This window comes from Cellulomonas hominis, from assembly GCF_901521055.1.
GTDB classification, from domain to species: domain Bacteria; phylum Actinomycetota; class Actinomycetes; order Actinomycetales; family Cellulomonadaceae; genus Cellulomonas; species Cellulomonas endometrii.
Window position 1 is genome coordinate 26,431 of sequence record NZ_CABEGA010000002.1, and the last position, 18,108, is coordinate 44,538.

Consider the following 18,108-nt stretch of genomic DNA (forward strand, 5'->3'; position numbering starts at 1 on the left):
CCGCGCCGTTGCCGATCGACGTGACCACCGACGCCGCGCCGCACCCGGCGCCCGCCCTCGACGCGGCCGCGCTGCGCCGCCCGCTCGGCGCGACGGCGACGTTCCTCCAGCTCTCCTCGGGCTTCTGCGCGCCCTGCCGCGCGACCCGCCGTGTGCTGGAGCGGGTGGTCGCGACCACGGACGGGGTGGCGCACGTCGAGGTCGACGTCGCCGACCGCGCGGACCTCGCGGAGCGGTTCGCGGTCACCGAGACGCCCACGGTCGTGGTGCTCGACCGCGACGGCGCCGTCGTCGCCCGGGCGACCGGCGTCCCGAGCCTCGCGCAGGCGCGTGCCGCGGTGGCGGCGCTCGCCTGAGCCGGTCCTGCGCGGCGGCGGGGGCGTCAGCCCCGCACGACCCGCAGCACCCGGAACCCGCGGTCGGTCGCGACCCGGTCGACCGTCGCGACGCCGTCCAGCTCGGTCGCCAGCCAGCGCAGCAGCGAGTCCGAGCCCAGGTTCTTCGCCACGACCAGGTACGCCTCGCCGCCCGGGACCAGGCGGTGCAGCCACTGCCGCAGCATCGCGTGCAGCGTCTCCTTGCCCACGCGGATCGGCGGGTTCGACCAGATGGCGGCGAACCGCACGTCGTCGGGCACGTCCTCGGGCCGCACGGCGGTGACGTGCGGCAGCTCGAGGCGCTCCGCGTTCCGCCGGGTGAGGTCGAGCGCCCGCTCGTTCACGTCGACCGCCCACACCCGGGCGTGCGGCGCCAGGAGCCCGAGGCTGAGCGCGACCGGCCCCCAGCCGCAGCCGAGGTCGAGCAGGTCGCCCTCGCGCGGCGGGTCGGGCACGTGCCGCAGCAGCACCTCGGTCCCGCCGTCCAGGTGGTCCGGGGAGAACACGCCGCCGGCCGTCTCGACCGGCACGTCCCGCCCGGCCAGGTGCACGGTGCGCGCGCGGCGCTCGTCGGGGGAGGCGGGCTCGGCGGTGAAGTAGTGCTCGGTGCCGGTCACGCCCGCGACCTTATCGCCGCGTCAGCCCGTGGCGAATTGCCTCGCGGACGCCCCGGCCGCGTGCCACGCTGGAACCCGGGCCGCTGCGGCGGCCCCGCCTGATCCACGACCCGTAAGGAACCGCGTGAACGACGCCCAGAACCCCACGACTCGCGAGCAGGACGTCCCCGACGCCCCGGTCGACGCGCAGCAGGCCGCGCGCGACGCCCAGCGGGTCGCCGACGACGTCGTGGCCCGCGTGCTCGCCCGGGCGGGCACCGCGGTCCACGAGGGGGACACGGTCCACACCACCTACGACGGCGACCAGCTGGACCTGGAGGAGCGCACGTCGCTGCGCCGGGTCGCGGGCCTGTCGACGGAGCTCCAGGACGTCACCGAGGTCGAGTACCGGCAGCTGCGCCTCGAGCGCGTGGTGCTGGTCGGCCTGTGGGGCTCCGGGTCCCAGGAGGCCGCGGAGATCTCCCTGCGCGAGCTCGCCGCGCTCGCCGAGACGGCCGGCTCGGAGGTGCTCGACGGGCTGCTGCAGCGCCGGCACACCCCGGACCCGAGCACGTACCTCGGCTCCGGCAAGGCGCAGGAGCTCGCCGGCCTGGTGGCGTCGGTCGGCGCGGACACCGTGGTCGTCGACGGCGAGCTCGCCCCGTCCCAGCGCCGCGCGCTGGAGGACGTGGTGCGCGTCAAGGTCGTCGACCGCACGGCGCTGATCCTCGACATCTTCGCCCAGCACGCCAAGTCCCGGGAGGGCAAGGCCCAGGTCGAGCTCGCGCAGCTGGAGTACCTGCTCCCGCGCCTGCGCGGCTGGGGCGACTCGATGTCCCGGCAGGCCGGTGGCCAGGTCGGCGGCGCCGGGGCGGGCATGGGCTCGCGCGGTCCCGGTGAGACGAAGATCGAGCTCGACCGGCGCCGGATCCGTGACCGGATGGCGAAGCTGCGGCGCGAGATCGCCGCGATGGAGCCGGCCCGGCAGACCAAGCGCGCCTCGCGCCGCAAGAACGCGATCCCGTCCGTGGCGATCGCCGGGTACACCAACGCCGGCAAGTCGTCCCTGCTGAACCGGCTCACCGACGCCGGCGTGCTGGTCGAGAACGCCCTGTTCGCCACGCTGGACCCGACGGTCCGGCGCGCGCAGGCCGCGGACGGCCGCGTGTACACGCTCGCCGACACCGTCGGGTTCGTGCGGAACCTGCCGCACCAGCTGGTCGAGGCGTTCCGGTCGACGCTCGAGGAGGTCGCGGACGCGGACCTCGTCCTGCACGTCGTGGACGCCTCGCACCCGGACCCGGAGGGGCAGATCGCCGCGGTGCGGCACGTGTTCGCCGACATCCCGGGCGCGATGGACGTCCCCGAGATCATCGTGCTGAACAAGGTCGACCTCGCCGAGCCCGAGGCCGTGGCCCGCCTGCGTTCCCGCGAGCACGGCGCGGTCGTCGTCTCGGCGCACACGGGCGAGGGGATCGACCAGCTGCAGGCCGTCATCGCGGACCAGCTGCCGCGGCCCGGCGTGACCGTCGACGTGGTCATCCCGTACGACCGCGGCGACCTGGTGCACCGGGTGCACGAGAGCGGCGAGATCGACGTCGAGGAGCACACGCCGCTCGGCACCGCGCTGCGCGGCCGGGTGGACCAGGGCCTCGCGACGGAGCTCACGCAGGCGGCCGTCGAGGTGCACTGACCGCTCGCCCGACGCGACTACCCTTGCCGGGTGCCTGAGCCCACCCCCGACGTCGACGCCCTGCTCGACGTGGCGGTGGCGGCGCTCGGCGGCAGCCCGCGCGAGGGCCAGCGGCGCATGGCCCGGGAGGTCGCGGAGGCGGTCGAGAAGGGCGAGCACCTCATGGTGCAGGCCGGCACCGGCACCGGGAAGTCCCTGGGCTACCTGGTGCCGTCCGTGCGGCACGCCGTGCTCGCCGACGAGCGCGTGGTCGTCTCCACGGCGACGCTCGCGCTCCAGCGGCAGGTGATGACGCGGGACCTCCCGCTCGTCGCGGACGCGCTCGCGCCGCAGCTGCCCCGGCCGCCGCGCGTCGCCCTGCTCAAGGGCTGGCACAACTACGTCTGCGTGCACAAGACCGGCGGCGGCTACCCGCCGGACGACCAGGGGATGCTGTTCGACCTCGGCGACCGGGGCGCGGCCGACCACCCCTCCACGACCGACGCCGCCGACGGCGAGGCGCCCGAGAAGGAGTCCCTCGGCGCGCAGGTCGTGCGGCTGCGGGAGTGGGCGGAGGAGACGGAGACCGGCGACCGGGACGACCTGGTGCCGGGCGTCAGCGACCGCGCGTGGCGCCAGGTGTCCGTGACCTCGCTGGAGTGCCTGGGGCAGAGGTGCCCGCTGCTCGAGGAGTGCTTCCCCGAGCGCGCCCGGGCGGCGGCGCGCGCGGCCGACGTGGTGGTGACGAACCACGCCATGCTCGGCATCGCCGCGTCGGGCTCGCCGCACGTGCTGCCCGAGCACCAGGTGCTCGTCGTCGACGAGGCGCACGAGCTGGCGGACCGCGTCACCGCGCAGTCGACCGCGGAGCTGTCCGTCGGCACCGTCGAGCACGCGGGCCGGATGGCGCGCCGGCACGGCGGGATCGCCACGACCGACCTGGACGGCGCCGCCGCGGCGCTGGGCGCGGCGCTGATCCACCTGCCCGAGGGCCGGTTCACCCAGGGGCTCCCGGAGGGGACGCGGCAGGCCGTCGCGCAGGTCCGGGACGCGGCGCGCGGGCTGCTGTCGGCCCTGCGCCCCGAGAAGCCCGCGGCGGGCGAGGCGGCGCCGGCCGACTCCGGCCTGAAGATCGCGACGTCGGCCGTGCTCGCCCTGTTCGAGGTGGCCGAGCGGATGGCCGCCGACCCCTCCGACCAGCGGTACACCGTGCTCTGGTGCTCGCGGGGCGAGCGGGACGGCGCCACGCGGCTGTACGCGGCGCCGCTCGCCGTCAACGGCCTGATCCGCACGCACCTGCTGGCCGGGCGGGCGTCCGTGCTCACCTCCGCCACGCTCAGCCTGGGCGGGGAGTTCCGCGCCATGGCCCGCAGCATCGGGCTCGAGGGCGCGGGCGAGGCCGCGGCGGCCACGGCGTCGGCGGCGACCGTCGCGGTGGCGGCGCCGGGCGGGAGCGAGGGTACGACGCCGCCGGACGCCCTGGACGTGCCCGCCACGGCGACGAGCACGCCCTCGGCCACGGCCACCCTCCCGTGGCACGGCGTCGACGTCGGCAGCCCGTTCGACTACCCGCGGCAGGGCATCCTCTACATCGCGCGCCGCCTGCCGCCGCCCGGCCGCGAGCCGGCGACCGACGCGCAGCTCGACGAGATCGAGGCGCTGGTCACCGCCGCCGGCGGGCGGACGCTCGGCCTGTTCTCGTCCCGGCGCGCAGCGGTCACGGTCGCCGAGGCCATGCGCGAGCGCCTCGACGTGCCGGTGCTCGTGCAGGGCGAGGACCAGCTGCCGACGCTCGTGCGGCAGTTCGCCGAGGACGAGCCCACCTGCCTGTTCGGCACGCTGTCGCTGTGGCAGGGCGTCGACGTCCCGGGGCGGTCGAACCAGCTGGTGATCATCGACCGCATCCCGTTCCCGCGGCCCGACGACCCGGTGAAGTCCGCCCGGTCGGAGGCCGTCGCGGCGTCGGGCGGCAACGGCTTCATGTCGGTGGCGGCCACCCACGCGGCGCTGCTGCTGGCCCAGGGCGCCGGCCGGCTGATCCGCTCCGTGCACGACCGGGGGGTCGTGGCGGTGCTGGACCCCCGGCTGTCGACGGCGCGCTACGGCGAGTTCCTGGCCCGGTCGCTGCCGGCGTTCTGGCGCACCACGGACCGCGAGGTGGCCCTCGGCGCCCTGCGCCGGCTCGCCGTGGAGGACCCGGCGCCCGCCGTCGAGGAGCCGGGCGCCGCCCCGGGCCGCTAGCCTCGTGAGCAGGGCGCCGACCGGCGCCGGGGCACCGAGGAGGACCGCCGATGAGCGAGCAGACGAACGACGTCGAGGGCGACGAGCTCGGCCTGGCGGGCAGCGCCGTCGCCCCCCGCCGCACCACGAAGCTGGCGGTGGTCGGCGCGGGCGCCGTGGGCTCGACGATGGCGTACGCGGCGCTGATGCGGGGTGCCGCCCGCAGCGTCGTGCTCTACGACATCAACAAGGCCAAGGTCGAGGCCGAGGCGCTGGACCTCGGGCACGGCATCCAGTTCATGCCGATGGCCGAGGTGATCGGCTCGGACGACATCGCGGCGTGCGCGGACGCCGACGTCGTCATGGTCACCGCGGGCGCCAAGCAGAAGCCCGGGCAGACGCGGATCGACCTGGCCGAGGCGACCATCTCGCTGGTCAAGAAGATCCTGCCGTCGCTCGTCGAGGTCGCCCCGAACGCCGTGTACGTCATGGTCACGAACCCGGTGGACATCGTCACCTACGCCGCGCTGCAGTTCTCCGGCCTGCCGCCGACGCAGCTGTTCGGCTCGGGCACCGTCCTGGACTCCTCCCGGCTGCGCTACCTCATCGCGCAGTACACCGGCGTGGCCGTGCAGAACGTGCACGCCTACATCGCGGGGGAGCACGGCGACACCGAGCTCCCGCTGTGGTCGTCGGCGACCATCGGCGGCGTCCCGATCCTCGACTGGAACGCCATCGAGGGCCACGTGCCGCTGACGCACGAGGTCCGCGAGTCGATCGCGCGCGAGGTCGTCGACTCGGCCTACCGGATCATCGCGGGCAAGGGCGCGACCAACTACGCGGTGGCACTGGCCGGCTCGCGGATCATCGAGGCGGTCATGAAGGACGAGCGGCGCATCCTGCCGGTGTCGTCGCTGCTGGACGGCTACCACGGGATCAGCGACGTGTGCCTGTCGGTCCCGACGGTGGTCGGGCGGTCCGGCGTCGGCGAGCGGCTCCAGGTGCCGATGTCGACCGACGAGCTGGCCGGTCTGCGCCGGTCCGCCGAGTCCCTGCGGGCGGTCGCGCGACGCTTCGGTCTCTGAGGGGGGCGCGGGACTCCGGCCCTCAGCCGACGGGGCTCAGCGCGGGCTCCGTGCGGGCGCGCGCGGGCCGGACGAGCGGGTGCTCGACCGCCCCGGCGGCGTCCCGCAGGGCGCTCAGGGCGGCGGCGACCGCCGGGACCCGCGCGGTGCCCTCGTCGGTCACGGCCTCGACGGCGCGCGCCGGGAGCGCGGGCGCGCGGTGCACGGTCACGCCCGGGTGCGGCAGCACGGCCAGCGCCAGGCCCGGCAGGGTCGCCACGCCCAGCCCCGCCCGGACCAGACCGACCACCGCGAGGTAGTCGTCGGTGGCGTAGTCGACACGGGGGCTGAAGCCCGCCCGCTCGCACGTGCCCACCAGCTGGGCGCGGCACTGCGGGCACCCGGCGATCCACGGGCGCCCGGCGAGCTCCGCCAGGTCGACCTCGGAGCCCGCCGGCCGGCCGTCCGTGGCGGGCAGCAGCACCACGACCTCGTCGCGCAGCAGCGGGACGCGGACCCGGCGGGGCTCGTCGGGGGCGGGGGCGGTGGCGTCCCGGAACGTCACGGCGACGTCCACCCGGCCCGCGTCCAGCTCGGCCAGGGCCTCCGGGGGCTCGGCCTCCGTGAACGTCGACGCCAGGCCGGGGTGCCGCGTCCGCAGCGTCGCCAGCGCTCCGGGGAGCAGCGCGGCCGCCGCGGACGGGAACGCCGCGACCCGCACCCGCCCGGCCCGCAGGCTGGCCACGGCGGCGACCTCCTCCAGCGTGGCGTCGAGCGCCGACTGCACCGCCGGGGCGTTGCGCGCCAGCACGTGCCCGGCCTCCGTGAGGCGGACCCCCCGGCCCGCGCGGACGACCACCGGCGTGCCGACGGCGCGTTCGATCATCCTGAGCTGCTGGCTCGCGGCGGGCTGGGTGAGGCCGAGCGCGTGCGCGGCGGCGGTCACGCTGCCGGTCTCGTGCACGGCGCGCACGAGGCGCAGGGCGGCGATGTCGAGCGTGCGGGTGGGCATGGCCCGGAGCATAAGCCCTGCCTATGGGTCCGGTCGGAAAACGTGGTTGCGTGCATGGGCCGGAACCGGGGACAGTCGAGGGCATGCGCTCGCTCGACGACCTCCGCTCCGAGTTCGACCCCGCCCCCGGGTACCTCAACGCCGCGACGGCCGGGGTCGCCCCCCGGCGGACCGTCCGGGCGCTGGGCGAGGACCTCGCGCGCTGGGGCGCGGGCGGCATCGACGTCCCGCGGTACGAGGCCGCGGTGGCCACCGCGCGCGCCCGGTTCGCCACGCTCGTCGGCGTGGCGCCCGCCCGCGTGGCGATCGGTGCCCAGGTGTCCGTCATGGCCGGCGTGGTGGCGGCCTCGCTCCCCGACGGTGCCGAGGTGCTGTGCGTCGAGGGCGACTTCTCCTCGATGGTGTTCCCGTTCCTCGCGCAGGGGCCGCGGCTCCGGGTGCGGCACGCCCCGGCGGACCGGCTCGCCGACGCCGTGACGCCCGGCACCGCGCTCGTCGCGTACTCGCTGGTGCAGTCCGCCACGGGCGCGGTGCTGGACGACGACGCCGTCGTCGGTGCCGCCCGGGCCGCGGGAGCCCTGACGCTGTGCGACCTGACGCAGGCAGCGGGGTGGCGACGCGTGGACGCCGGCCGGTACGACGTCAGCGTCACCGCGGCGTACAAGTGGCTGTGCGGGCCGCGGGGCGTCGGGTTCCTCACCGTCACCGAGCAGGCGCAGGACGCCCTGCGCCCGGTCCAGGCGGGCTGGTACGCGGGGGAGGACCCGTGGTCGTCGTGCTACGGCCCGACCATGCGCCTGGCCGCCGACGCGCGGCGGTTCGACGTGTCCCCGGCGTGGCAGGCGTGGCTCGGCGCGGCGGAGTCCCTGGACGCGTTCGCCGGGACGGATCCCGACGCCGTGCGGGCGCACGCCGTCGGGCTGGCGGACGCGTTCCGCGCCGGAGCGGGGCTCGCGCCGGGGGACAGCGCCATCGTGACCCTGCCCGATCCCGAGGGGGCGCTCCGCTGCGCCCTGGAGGAGGCCGGCTGCCGGGTGGCCGGGCGCGCGGGCCGGGTGCGCCTGGCGTTCCACGTCTGGAACGACCGGGCCGACGTGGACCGGGCCCTCGACGCGCTCGCCGACGTGGCGGCGGTGCCCACCGCCTGACCGCACCGTCCCGGCCCGCCGGGAGTCGGGTCAGAGGCTGCGCAGCACCGAGACCACGCGGCCGAGCACCTGCGCCTGGTCGCCGTCGATCGGGGAGTACGCCGGGTTCTGGGGCAGCAGCCACACGTGGCCGTCGGTGCGCTTGAGGGTCTTGACCGTGGCCTCGCCGTCGAGCATGGCCGCGACGATCTCGCCGTTCTCGGCCACCGGCTGGCGCCGGACGACGACCCAGTCGCCGTCGCAGATCGCGGCGTCGATCATCGAGTCGCCGACGACCTTCAGCAGGAACAGCTCGCCCGCGCCGACCAGCTGGCGCGGCAGCGGGAACACGTCCTCCACCAGCTGCTCGGCGAGGATCGGCCCGCCGGCGGCGATGCGGCCGACGACCGGCACGTACGCGGCCTCGGGGGCGCCCTCGCGCAGCGCGCTGTCGGTGTCGCCGATGCCGGGCACGCCGGGCAGCGTGGCGACGCCGCGGGAGTCGTCGGGCTGCACGACCTCGATCGCGCGGGGGCGGTTCGGGTCGCGGCGCAGGTAGCCCTTGCGCTCCAGCGCCGTCAGCTGGTGCTTGACGCTCGACGGGCTGGTGAGGCCGACGGCGTCGCCGATCTCGCGCATGCTCGGCGGGTAGCCGCGGGACTCCACGGAGGCACGCACCGTCTCCAGGACGAGCCGCTGGCGCGGGGTCAGGCCGTCACCCTCGCCGAGCTCCACCACCGTCACGGCCCCGTCGTCGGGACCCGCCGCGGCGTCCGTTCCCTGGCTCGCCATGTCCACTCCCGTCCTCGCGGCGCCCGCGGCGCCGTGCCGGCCTGCTCGTCCCGCACCGCGCGTGCTGCGCCGGTGCGGCGTCCGCACCGGAGCCGCTGGTCACGACCGTCCCGGTGCGCCCGGTGAGGGGCCGTCCGGCGGTCGTGTCAGTGCCTCGTGGTGCGCTGTACCCGTTGCCCCGAGCGTAGGGCGCGGCGGCGGGTGGATCAAACACCTGTTCGATCGTGTCTCGACATCGTGGGCGGGACGTGGTTACATCGTACAAACGTTCGAACGAACAGGTGTTCGACGGGCCGGAGGGTCCAGGAGGGGAGTGGTGGGGATGAGCGCCATCGCAGTGCAGCCGCGGTTCGTGCCGGGAGCCGGCGTCCGCCGGGTGCCCGGGGCTGCCTCGCAGCGGCGGGCGTCCGTGTCCGCGCGAGCGGCCGGCACCGCGCAGGTCTCCGGTGCTGCGCAGGCATCGGCCGCAGCGCAGCCGCAGCCCCTCCGTCCGCTCGGTGCCCGGTCCGGTGGTGCGCGTCCCGCCGACGCCCGCCCCGGAACGGCGCGGCGCGACGCCGCGGCGGGGGGTGCCGCCGTCGGGGAAGGGCGGCTGCACCTCACCCGCCGCGGCCGCGCCGTGCTCGTCCTGCTGGCGCTGCTGGTCGTGGTCGCGGGGGTCATGGGCGGCCGCGCGGTGGCCGACGCGCCCCAGCAGGCGACCGAGGTGACCACGCACGCCGTCCAGTCCGGCGAGACGCTGTGGGAGATCGCCGCCGACGTCGCGGCGCCGGGCGAGGACGTCCGCGACGTGGTCCTGCGCCTGCAGGAGCTGAACGCCCTGGCGGACGGCTCGCTCCAGGCCGGTCAGGTGCTCCTCCTGCCCGCCGGGGCGTGACGGGAACGGTCCTGGTCAGGGCGCCGCACATGTCTCGGTGAGATAACGAAACCCGAGGCTTGCGTAATTGATTCGGCCGCCTCTAGGGTGGTGCCACCTCGAACGGCTGGCTGGGGGGCTCGCCGCGGGGGACGCATCGTCGTCGTGGTCCTCGGACCCGTCGCAGAGGCGTGCAGCAACCGTCCTGACGAGGCGAGTCGTCCGGACGAGACGGGACGGGGGCGTCCCCACGAGGGTGGCCGCGCACAGCGGCCACCCTCGTCGTCTGTCCGGGGAACACCGGGCGGCCGGACGCGTGTTGCACCGGCGCGCGGGCGGGTCCTACGGTGTCCCGGTCGTCCGGGCGGGCGCCGCACCGACGCCGGCCGCCGACCCGGCCCGCGACCTACCCCGGAGGAGGCGTCCATGCACTGCCCGTTCTGCCGTCACGCCGACTCCCGTGTCGTCGACTCCCGCACGTCCGACGACGGCCTGTCGATCCGCCGCCGCCGCCAGTGCCCGCAGTGCAACCGCCGCTTCACCACGATCGAGACGGCCAGCCTCTCGGTGGTGAAGCGGTCCGGCGCCACCGAGCCGTTCAGCCGCGAGAAGATCGTCAACGGCGTCCGCAAGGCCTGCCAGGGACGACCGGTGAGCGAGGACGACCTCGCCCTGCTCGCCCAGCGCGTCGAGGAGACGCTGCGGGCGAGCGGCAGCGCCGAGCTGGACGCGTACGAGATCGGCCTCGCCATCCTGGGCCCGCTCCGCGACCTGGACGAGGTCGCCTACCTGCGGTTCGCGAGCGTCTACCAGGCGTTCAGCTCGCTGGACGACTTCGAGGCCGCGATCACCGTGCTGCGCGCGGAGAACGAGGTGGCGGACGCCGCGCGCAAGGCCGCCGCGGGTGCGGGCGACGCCGGCGCGGGAGACGCGGAGCAGACCCCCGCGTCCTGACCGACCCGGCCGTCGCGACCCGTCGCGGACCGCGCACGCCCCCCGGTCAGGCCGGCGTCCCGCCTCCGTCCGGCCCGTGCCAGGTGAGCGCCACGACGCACACGTCGTCCTCCGCGCCGTGGTGGGGCAGGGCCGCGTCGACGACCCGCGCCACGTCCAGCCCCGTGTGCCCAGCTGGGCCGCCTCCGGTGCCGACGTGCTGCCCGACCAGGAGCGCGAGCGCGGCCAGGCCGGCCGGGAGGGTGCGGGTGCGGCGCTCGACGAGCCCGTCCGTGTAGAGCACCAGGGTGTCGCCGGCGCGGAGGCGGGCGTGCGCGGACGTCCGGGCGCCGAGGCCCGTCAGCCCCAGCGGCGTCGAGCGGGCACCCCACAGGTACGACGTGCTCCCGTCGGCCCGGAGCACCAGCGGCGGGAGGTGACCGGCGACGGCGAACTCGAGGTCGCCGGTCCGCAGGTCGAGCTGCGTGTGCACGGTGGTCGACATGAACCCGGACCCGGCGTGCTCCACGAAGTGGTCGAGGTGCTCGAGCACGAGGTGCGGTCGCACGTCCGGCCCGGTGACGGCACGCCCCGCGCTGCGCAGCTGGCTCATCGTCGTGGCCGCGTGCAGGCCGCGACCGACCACGTCGCCGACGGTGACGGCCAGCATCCCGTCGCGCACCGCGAAGGCGTCGAACCAGTCGCCCCCGACCTCCAGGTCCCGCACCCCGGGGCGGTACTCGGAGGCGATCGTGAACCGCGGGTCGGCGGGGATGTTCGTGGCGAGCATCGCGCGCTGGAGCTCGAGCGCCACGGACGCGTGCTGGTCGAAGAGCCGCGCCCGTTCGAGCGCGGACGCGGCCTGGTGGCCGGTCGCGGCGAGCAGGTCCGGGTCCAGCGGGTCGGCGCCGGGCCGGCCGGACGGGCGCACGCGCAGCACGCCGAGCAGGCGTGTCCGGCCCCGCAGGGGCACGACCAGGCAGCCGTCGGCCTCGCGTCGCACGGCGTCCCCCGCGACGGGGACCCGCTCGGGGCGCTCGCCGGGTGTACCGGCGCGCAGGGTCCACACGCCGTCGGCGACGGTCCAGAGCGTCACGCCGACGCCGCCGAGCGTGAGCGCGAGGGTGTCGACGACGGCGTGCGCCACCGAGTCCACGTCCGCCGCCTCCGACAGCTCGGACGCGAGCCGCTGCAGGACGTGCACGTCCCCGACGGCGCGGTCCGCGGCGGTGCGGGCGGCGAGCAGCTCGTGCTCGTACCGGGAGCGTTCGGCGGCACCCGACAGCGCGACGTCCACGGTGCCGTCGTCCTCCCGGACCACGGCCGTGAGCAGCACGGGCATCCTGCGGTCCGGTGCGCGCAGCTCGACCGCGACCTCCTCCACGCGGCCCTGCATGTGCAGCAGCGGCGCGACGTGCGTCTCCCAGTAGATCCGCCCGCCGACCGACAGCAGCGCCGCGAGGCGGACCGTCCCCACCAGCTCGGCGGCCGGGCGCCCGACCCACCGGGCGAAGGTGGCGTTGGCGTCGAGCACCGTCCCGTCGGCGTCCAGGCGCAGCAGGGCCACGGGGGCCGCGTCCCACGCGCCGGCTCGCTGCTCCGCGTTCACCGGTCGAGGTACCCCCGCATCGCCGCGACCAGCGCGTCGGGCGCGCTCAGGTTGGGGCAGTGGCCGACGGCGTCGAGCAGGACCAGCTCGGCGTCGGGGAGGTGCGCGGCGACGTACTCGCCGACCTCGACGGGCGCGATGGCGTCCTCGCGGCACTGCACCACCAGCGTCGGCGTGCGGACGTGCGGGAGGTCGGCGCGGTTGTCGGACAGGAACGTGGTGCGGGCGAAGCGGCGGGCGATCGCCGGGTCGGTCCGGCAGAAGGAGCCCGTGAGCTCGGCGCCCAGCTCGGGGCGGTCGGGCCGGCCCATGATGACCGGCGCGATGAAGGCCGACCAGCCCAGGTAGTTGTCGTCCATCGTCGCGAGCAGCTCGTCGATCTCGTCGCGCGTGAAGCCCCCGCGGTAGCCGTCGTCGTCGATGTACCGCGGGCTGGGTCCGACCATCACCAGCCGGTCGAAGAGGTCCGGCCGGGCAGCCGCGGCGAGGGCACCGATCATCGCGCTGACGGAGTGCCCGACGAACGTCACGGGACCGCACCCGAGGTGCTCGAGCAGCCGGACGACGTCCTCCGCGTACCCGGTGAGGGAGGAGTGCCGCCGGGGGTCGTAGGCGGACAGGTCCGAGCCGCCCGCGCCGAGGTGGTCGAACAGGACGACCCGGTGCGTCCGCTCGAACGCCGGTGCGACGAACCGCCACATGGTCTGGTCGCACCCGAAGCCGTGGGCCAGCACCAGCACCGGCCCGTCGGCGCGGCCCGTGCTGGTCACGTGGTGCTGGGTGGCGGGGTCCATGCTCGGATCGTAGGTGCGGGGCCTGGTGCGCGTCCGCCCTCGGTCCCGTCGTGTCGCCCGCGAGCCCCCGCGGCGGCCGTCGTACTACGGTCGTCGGGTGATCCCTGCCGACCTCGCGCTCCTGCACGCCCCCGGAACCCCCGCGCTGGCGCCCGACGGCTCGTTCGCCGTCGTGTCGCGCACCGCGCCCGACCTCGACGCCGACGAGTACACCGGCCAGCTGTGGCGGCTCGCGACCGACGGTTCCGCGCCCCCGGTCCGGCTCACCCGCGGGCACCGCGACACGGACCCGCAGGTCTCGCCCGACGGCCGCTGGGTCGCGTTCCTGCGCGCCGAGCCGAAGGGCCGGCCGCAGCTGCACGTCGTCGAGGCGGCGGGTGGCGAGCCCGTCCGGCTGACGGACGCGCCGCTGGGCGTCCAGACCGCCCGGTTCTCGCCCGACGGGACCGTGCTGGCGTTCCTGGCGCGCGTGCCGGACGAGGGCCGGTACGTCGCCGGCGGCGACCCCGCGGCCGAGCGGCCCCGGCACATCACCACGCTCCCGTACCGGCACGACGGGGTCGGCTACACCCGCGACAAGCGGCGGCAGCTGTTCGTCGTGGACGTGCCTGCCGACCCCGCCGCGCGCTCGACCCTCCCGGACGGCGACGGCGACGGCGACGGCAACGAGCCCGCGGCGCGGCAGGTCACGTCGGGGGACGTCGACGTCGACACCCTCGCCTGGCTGCCGGACGGCCGGCACGTCGTCGCGGTGGCCGCCCGGCACGCCGCCCGCGACGAGGACCTGCGCAGCGACGCGGTCGTCGTCGACACCGCACCCGGCGGCGACGGCACGCTGCGTCCCCTGACCGACGCGGACGCCGGGAGCACCCTGGCGGTCGCCGCGGCCCTGCCGGACGCGGACGGCGCCGCGGTGTGGCTGCTCGCGCAGGACATGGGCCCGACGGGCCGGGACTTCGTCGCCCGGCAGACCATGCTGTTCCGCCTGGAGCTCGCCGCAGCCGCCGCGGGACCCACCGCCGCCGGGGCTCCGGTGCGGCTGACCGACCCCGAGGCGGTCGACCTGGACCCGGGCACGTTCGCCGTGACGGCGGACGGGGTGCTCGCCGGCGTGCTGCACCGGGGCACCGTGCTGCTGCGCGAGCACCGGGCGGACGGGTCCACGCGGGACCTCATCGACGGCACGGTCGCCGTGCACGGTGTCGCCGCGTCGCCCACCGCACCGGTGGCGGTCGCGACCGTCGCCGGACCGCTCACGTCGGGCGACGTGCACGCCGTGCACCTCGGCGCGGGGGAGTCGCGGGTGCTCACCGACTGGTCCGCGCCCCTGCGCGGCACCGGCCGGGTCCGTGAACCCCGGGAGGTCACCGCGACCGCGCCCGACGGGTACCCCGTGCACGGCTGGGTGGTCACGCCGGACCCGGAGCGGTTCGCGGGCCCGCACCCGATGATCCTCATGATCCACGGCGGGCCGTACGCGCAGTACACCGTGGCGCTGTTCGACGAGGTGCAGACCCTCGCGGAGGCGGGCTACGCCGTCGTGTACGGCAACCCGCGCGGCTCGGCCGGCTACGGGGCGTCGCACGGGTCGGCGATCCGTCGCGCATTCGGCACGGTCGACACCGACGACGTCCTCGCCCTGCTCGACGCGGCGCTGGCCGACCCCGCGCTGGACTTCGACCGGGTGGGCGTCATGGGCGGCTCGTACGGCGGCTACCTCACGGCGTGGCTGACCACCCGCACGGACCGGTTCGCCGCGGCGGTCGTGGAGCGCGGGTTCCTCGACCCGGTGAGCTTCGTCGGGTCCAGCGACATCGGCTGGTTCTTCGGGCTCGAGTACCTGGGCGACGGCGACGACGACGAGGCCCACGCCGCGGTGGCCGCGCAGTCGCCGATGGCCCACGTGTCCCGCGTGACCACGCCGACGCTCGTGATCCACTCCGAGCAGGACTGGCGCTGCCCCGTTGAGCAGGGTCAGCGGTGGTTCGCCGAGCTCAAGCGGCGCGGGGTGCCGTCCGAGCTGCTGCTGTTCCCGGGGGAGGGCCACGAGCTGACCCGGTCGGGCCGCCCGCAGCACCGCCTGGTCCGGTTTGAGCACGTGCTCGACTGGTGGGCGCGGAACCTGCCCGTCACCGCCGGCTGACGCCCAGCCGCGCAGACCGCGCCCCGGGACGACGACGGCCCCGCACCTGCGAGGTGCGGGGCCGTCGTGCGTCACGCGTCAGGCGGTGCCGGCCATCAGGTCGTCGCGGACCACCCGGCGCAGGACCTTGCCGATCTGGGAGCGCGGCAGCTCGGTGAGGATGACGAGCTCGCGGGGGACGGCGTACCGGGCGAGCCGGTCGGTGCACCACTCGCGGACGGCGTTCAGGTCCACGTGCGCGCCGATCTCCGTCACGATCGCCGCGACCACCTTCTCGCCCAGGTCGCCGCCGGGCAGCCCCACGACGGCGACGTCACGGACCCCGGGCATCGTGCGCAGCCGCTCCTCGACCTGCGAGGGGTACACCTTGAAGCCGCCGGTGACGATCATCTCCTTGATCCGGTCGACCAGGACCATGAAGCCGTCGTCGTCGAGCCGCACCACGTCGCCCGTGCGGAGCCAGCCGCCCTCGAGCAGCTGCTCCGCCGTCTCCTCGGGCCGGCCCCAGTATCCCTGGAACACCTGCGGCCCGCGGATCAGCAGCTCGCCCTGCTGCCCCTGCTCGACGTCGCGCGTCGGGTCCTCCTGGTCGACGACGCGGATGTCGGTGCTGGGGAACGGCAGGCCGAGTGCGCCCGGGCGGCGGTCGGGGGACAGCGGGCTGCCGAGGGCGACGGGGGAGGTCTCCGTCATCCCGTAGCCCTCGATCACGAGCCCGCCGGTGAGGGCCTCCCACCGGTGCGCGGTCGCGGGGGACAGCGACATGGCGCCCGAGATCGCGTACCGGAACGACGTCAGGTCCGCGCCCTTCTTCTCCGCCGCGGCCGCCAGCCGGTCGAGCATGGGCGGCACGGCGGGCAGGAACGTGCCGGGGCGCCGCTTCTGGGCGGACAGCACGGCGGCCGGGTCGAACTTCGGGAACGCGACGAGCGTGGCGCCGACGCGCGTGGCGTAGGTCAGGCAGAGCGTGAGCCCGAAGGCGTGGAAGAACGGGAGGATGCCGTAGATCGTCTCGGTGCCCGGCTCCGCCTGGGTCCACGCCTGCCCCTGCACGGCGTTCGCGACCAGGTTCCGGTGGGTCAGCACGGCGGCCTTCGGGGTGCCGGTCGTGCCGCCGGTGTACTGCAGCAGCGCGACGTCCCGGGAGGTGGGGCGCGGGTGGTCCGCCGGCAGCGGTGCGGCCGCGGCGACCAGCCGGTGCCAGACCGGGGTGCCGGCGGGCAGGGCGGCGCGCAGCGCGGCGCGGGTGGCGCGGGCGGACGGCACCGGCAGGCGCAGGGCGAGCCGCTTCACCGCGGGCAGGTCGGCGGACACGTCGACGGCCACGACGGTGCGGACGTCCGTGCCGGGCTGCGACTCCAGCGCCGCGGCGACGGCCTTCTCCCACACGAGGGCGACGGTCGCGCCGGAGTCCGCCAGCTGGTGGCCGAGCTCGCCGGCGGTGTACGTCGGGTTGTGCTCGACCACGACGGCGCCGAGCCGGAGCGCGGCGTAGAACGCGACCATGTGCGAGGTGCAGTTCGGCAGCGCGATGGCCACCCGGTCGCCCGCGCGCACGCCGAGGTCGCGCAGCACGGTGGCCCCGCGGGCGACGGCGTCGGCGAGCTCGGCGTAGGTGGTCGTCGCGCCCAGGAAGTCGACGGCCACCCGGTCGGGCCAGGCGGCGGCCGACCGGTCGAGCGCCTCCAGCAGGGGCTCGTCCGGCACGTCGACCTCCGGCGGGACGCCGGGGGCGTAGGAGGAGTGCCAGGGTCGCGTGAATGCGGTCACGAGCCCACCGTAACCTACGCGGCCGTAACCTACGCGGGCGTAACCCGGGACTTCCGCGTGGGTCGTGTGCAGGTCACCGCGCCGCTCACAGGTCCGAGGACCGCGAGCCCCACAGGTTGATCCCCGAGTCGACGGCGTGCCGGTCGATCTCCGCCAGCTCCGCGTCCGTGAGCGCCGGGCCGTGCACCGCGGCGAGGTTCTCGTCCAGCTGCTCCGGCGTCCGGGCGCCGAGCGCCACCGACGTCACCCGCGGGTCCCGCAGCACCCAGGCGATCGCGAGCTGGGCGAGCGACTGCCCCCGTGCCTCCGCGACCGCCGCCAGCGCCCGGACCCGCGCGAGGTTCTCCTCGCTCAGGTACTCGGCGCGCAGCGGCCCCCCACGCGCGGCGCGGGAGTCCTCCGGCACGCCGCCGAGGTACTTGCTCGTGAGCATGCCCTGCGCGAGCGGCGAGAACGCGACGACGCCCAGCCCGGCGTCCGACGCCACGTCGAGCAGGGCCCGGCCGCCGGCCGCGCCGTCGGGCTGCTCGACCCACCGGTTCAGCATCGAGTAGGACGGCTGGTGCAGCGCGAGCCGCAGCCCCATCGCCTCCGCGACCCGCACGGCCTCCTGCGTCCTGCGCGCGGAGTAGGAGGAGATGCCCGCGTACCGCGCGCGGCCGGAGTCGACGGCCGTCCGCAGCGCCCCGATCGTCTCCTCCAACGGGGTGCCGGGGTCGAACCGGTGGCTGTAGAACACGTCGACGTGGTCGGTGCCGAGCCGGCGCAGCGACTGGTCCAGCGACGCGAGCAGGTACTTGCGCGACCCGTGCTCGCCGTAGGGTCCGGGCCACTGCCGGTACCCCGCCTTCGTGGCGATGAGCAGCTCGTCGCGGTACGGGGCGAGGTCGGTGGCCAGCAGGCGGCCGACGCTCTCCTCCGCCGCACCGGGCGGCGGGCCGTAGTTGTTCGCGAGGTCCAGGTGCACGACGCCGCGGTCGAACGCGCCCAGCACGAGCGCGCGCTGGTCGGCGAACGGGGTGGCGTCCCCGAAGTTCTGCCACAGCCCCAGCGTCACCGCCGGCAGGTCCAGCCCGGTGCGGCCGGCGCGGCGCAGGGGGAGGCGGTCGTGGCGGTCGGGGTCGGCGAGGTGCACGTCCCCGA

15 protein-coding genes are annotated in these 18,108 nt (G+C 76.2%); 8 read left to right on the forward strand and 7 right to left on the reverse strand.

The features are described from left to right. Window positions 1–20: 20 nt before the first annotated feature. Window positions 21–356 (forward strand): thioredoxin family protein, encoded by a 336-nt coding sequence (locus KJP73_RS01075; RefSeq protein WP_249668984.1) that lies wholly within the window; start codon window positions 21–23, stop codon window positions 354–356. Between the two features lie 26 nt (window positions 357–382). Here the strand turns inward: KJP73_RS01075 and KJP73_RS01080 are convergent, their stop codons facing one another. Beyond that, complete coding sequence (locus tag KJP73_RS01080; RefSeq protein WP_213280897.1) at window positions 383–994, reverse strand: class I SAM-dependent methyltransferase; 612 nt, start codon at window positions 992–994, stop codon at window positions 383–385. Window positions 995–1,223: 229 nt separating this feature from the next. On the opposite strand from KJP73_RS01080, the gene hflX reads away from it, so the two are divergent. From hflX to KJP73_RS01095, 3 genes are read left to right on the forward strand one after another with little or no spacing between them, the layout of a single operon-like run. Next, on the forward strand, window positions 1,224–2,666 hold the full coding sequence (gene hflX / locus KJP73_RS01085; protein ID WP_249668995.1) for a GTPase HflX: 1,443 nt from the start codon (window positions 1,224–1,226) through the stop codon (window positions 2,664–2,666). A gap of 30 nt (window positions 2,667–2,696) precedes the next feature. Beyond that, window positions 2,697–4,886 (forward strand): ATP-dependent DNA helicase, encoded by a 2,190-nt coding sequence (locus KJP73_RS01090; protein ID WP_249668986.1) that lies wholly within the window; start codon window positions 2,697–2,699, stop codon window positions 4,884–4,886. 50 nt (window positions 4,887–4,936) lie between these two features. Then, a complete protein-coding gene (locus KJP73_RS01095; protein ID WP_213280899.1) occupies window positions 4,937–5,950 on the forward strand; it encodes an L-lactate dehydrogenase in 1,014 nt (337 codons plus the stop codon). 22 nt (window positions 5,951–5,972) lie between these two features. Here the strand turns inward: KJP73_RS01095 and KJP73_RS01100 are convergent, their stop codons facing one another. After that, window positions 5,973–6,941 carry a LysR family transcriptional regulator gene (locus KJP73_RS01100; RefSeq protein WP_213280901.1) on the reverse strand — a complete coding sequence of 323 codons (969 nt, stop codon included), beginning with the start codon at window positions 6,939–6,941 and terminating at the stop codon, window positions 5,973–5,975. A gap of 83 nt (window positions 6,942–7,024) precedes the next feature. Here KJP73_RS01100 and KJP73_RS01105 point away from each other — a divergent pair, with 83 nt between their 5' ends. Then, window positions 7,025–8,089, forward strand: coding sequence for an aminotransferase class V-fold PLP-dependent enzyme (locus tag KJP73_RS01105; RefSeq protein WP_213280902.1), 1,065 nt, complete (start codon window positions 7,025–7,027; stop codon window positions 8,087–8,089). Between the two features lie 30 nt (window positions 8,090–8,119). Here the strand turns inward: KJP73_RS01105 and lexA are convergent, their stop codons facing one another. Beyond that, the gene (gene lexA, locus KJP73_RS01110; protein ID WP_213280903.1) at window positions 8,120–8,860 is read right to left on the reverse strand and encodes a transcriptional repressor LexA; all 741 of its coding nucleotides are present in this window, start codon (window positions 8,858–8,860) and stop codon (window positions 8,120–8,122) included. 322 nt (window positions 8,861–9,182) lie between these two features. Between lexA and KJP73_RS19135 the strand changes: the two genes are divergently transcribed. Together KJP73_RS19135 and nrdR are read left to right on the forward strand one after the other, a co-directional pair. Then, a complete protein-coding gene (locus KJP73_RS19135) occupies window positions 9,183–9,737 on the forward strand; it encodes a LysM peptidoglycan-binding domain-containing protein (protein WP_249668987.1) in 555 nt (184 codons plus the stop codon). Window positions 9,738–10,142: 405 nt separating this feature from the next. Next, complete coding sequence (gene nrdR / locus KJP73_RS01120) at window positions 10,143–10,670, forward strand: transcriptional regulator NrdR (RefSeq protein ID WP_213280905.1); 528 nt, start codon at window positions 10,143–10,145, stop codon at window positions 10,668–10,670. 46 nt (window positions 10,671–10,716) lie between these two features. Here nrdR and KJP73_RS01125 read toward each other — a convergent pair whose 3' ends face one another. Both KJP73_RS01125 and KJP73_RS01130 read right to left on the reverse strand, forming a co-directional pair. Beyond that, on the reverse strand, window positions 10,717–12,258 hold the full coding sequence (locus KJP73_RS01125; protein ID WP_213280907.1) for a SpoIIE family protein phosphatase: 1,542 nt from the start codon (window positions 12,256–12,258) through the stop codon (window positions 10,717–10,719). Then, on the reverse strand, window positions 12,255–13,052 hold the full coding sequence (locus tag KJP73_RS01130) for an alpha/beta fold hydrolase (RefSeq protein ID WP_213280908.1): 798 nt from the start codon (window positions 13,050–13,052) through the stop codon (window positions 12,255–12,257). Before KJP73_RS01130 ends, KJP73_RS01125 begins: the two co-directional genes overlap by 4 nt. 97 nt (window positions 13,053–13,149) lie before the next feature. Between KJP73_RS01130 and KJP73_RS01135 the strand changes: the two genes are divergently transcribed. Further along, window positions 13,150–15,195 carry a S9 family peptidase gene (locus tag KJP73_RS01135; RefSeq protein WP_213280910.1) on the forward strand — a complete coding sequence of 682 codons (2,046 nt, stop codon included), beginning with the start codon at window positions 13,150–13,152 and terminating at the stop codon, window positions 15,193–15,195. A 78-nt stretch (window positions 15,196–15,273) separates the two neighbouring features. Here KJP73_RS01135 and KJP73_RS01140 read toward each other — a convergent pair whose 3' ends face one another. Both KJP73_RS01140 and KJP73_RS01145 read right to left on the reverse strand, forming a co-directional pair. Beyond that, on the reverse strand, window positions 15,274–16,965 hold the full coding sequence (locus tag KJP73_RS01140) for an AMP-binding protein (RefSeq protein WP_213280911.1): 1,692 nt from the start codon (window positions 16,963–16,965) through the stop codon (window positions 15,274–15,276). An 85-nt stretch (window positions 16,966–17,050) separates the two neighbouring features. Beyond that, complete coding sequence (locus KJP73_RS01145; RefSeq protein ID WP_213280912.1) at window positions 17,051–18,100, reverse strand: aldo/keto reductase; 1,050 nt, start codon at window positions 18,098–18,100, stop codon at window positions 17,051–17,053. Between the last annotated feature and the right edge of the window lie 8 nt (window positions 18,101–18,108).

Bases quoted from the DNA above. Each gene is read 5' to 3' on its own strand.
- KJP73_RS01095 (WP_213280899.1), top strand. From the start codon at position 4,937: ATGAGCGAGCAGACGAACGACGTCGAGGGCGACGAGCTCGGCCTGGCG.
- KJP73_RS01105 (WP_213280902.1), top strand. From the start codon at position 7,025: ATGCGCTCGCTCGACGACCTCCGCTCCGAGTTCGACCCCGCCCCCGGG.
- KJP73_RS01100 (WP_213280901.1), bottom strand. From the start codon at position 6,941: ATGCCCACCCGCACGCTCGACATCGCCGCCCTGCGCCTCGTGCGCGCC.
- KJP73_RS19135 (WP_249668987.1), top strand. From the start codon at position 9,183: ATGAGCGCCATCGCAGTGCAGCCGCGGTTCGTGCCGGGAGCCGGCGTC.
- KJP73_RS01130 (WP_213280908.1), bottom strand. From the start codon at position 13,052: ATGGACCCCGCCACCCAGCACCACGTGACCAGCACGGGCCGCGCCGAC.
- nrdR (WP_213280905.1), top strand. From the start codon at position 10,143: ATGCACTGCCCGTTCTGCCGTCACGCCGACTCCCGTGTCGTCGACTCC.
- lexA (WP_213280903.1), bottom strand. From the start codon at position 8,860: ATGGCGAGCCAGGGAACGGACGCCGCGGCGGGTCCCGACGACGGGGCC.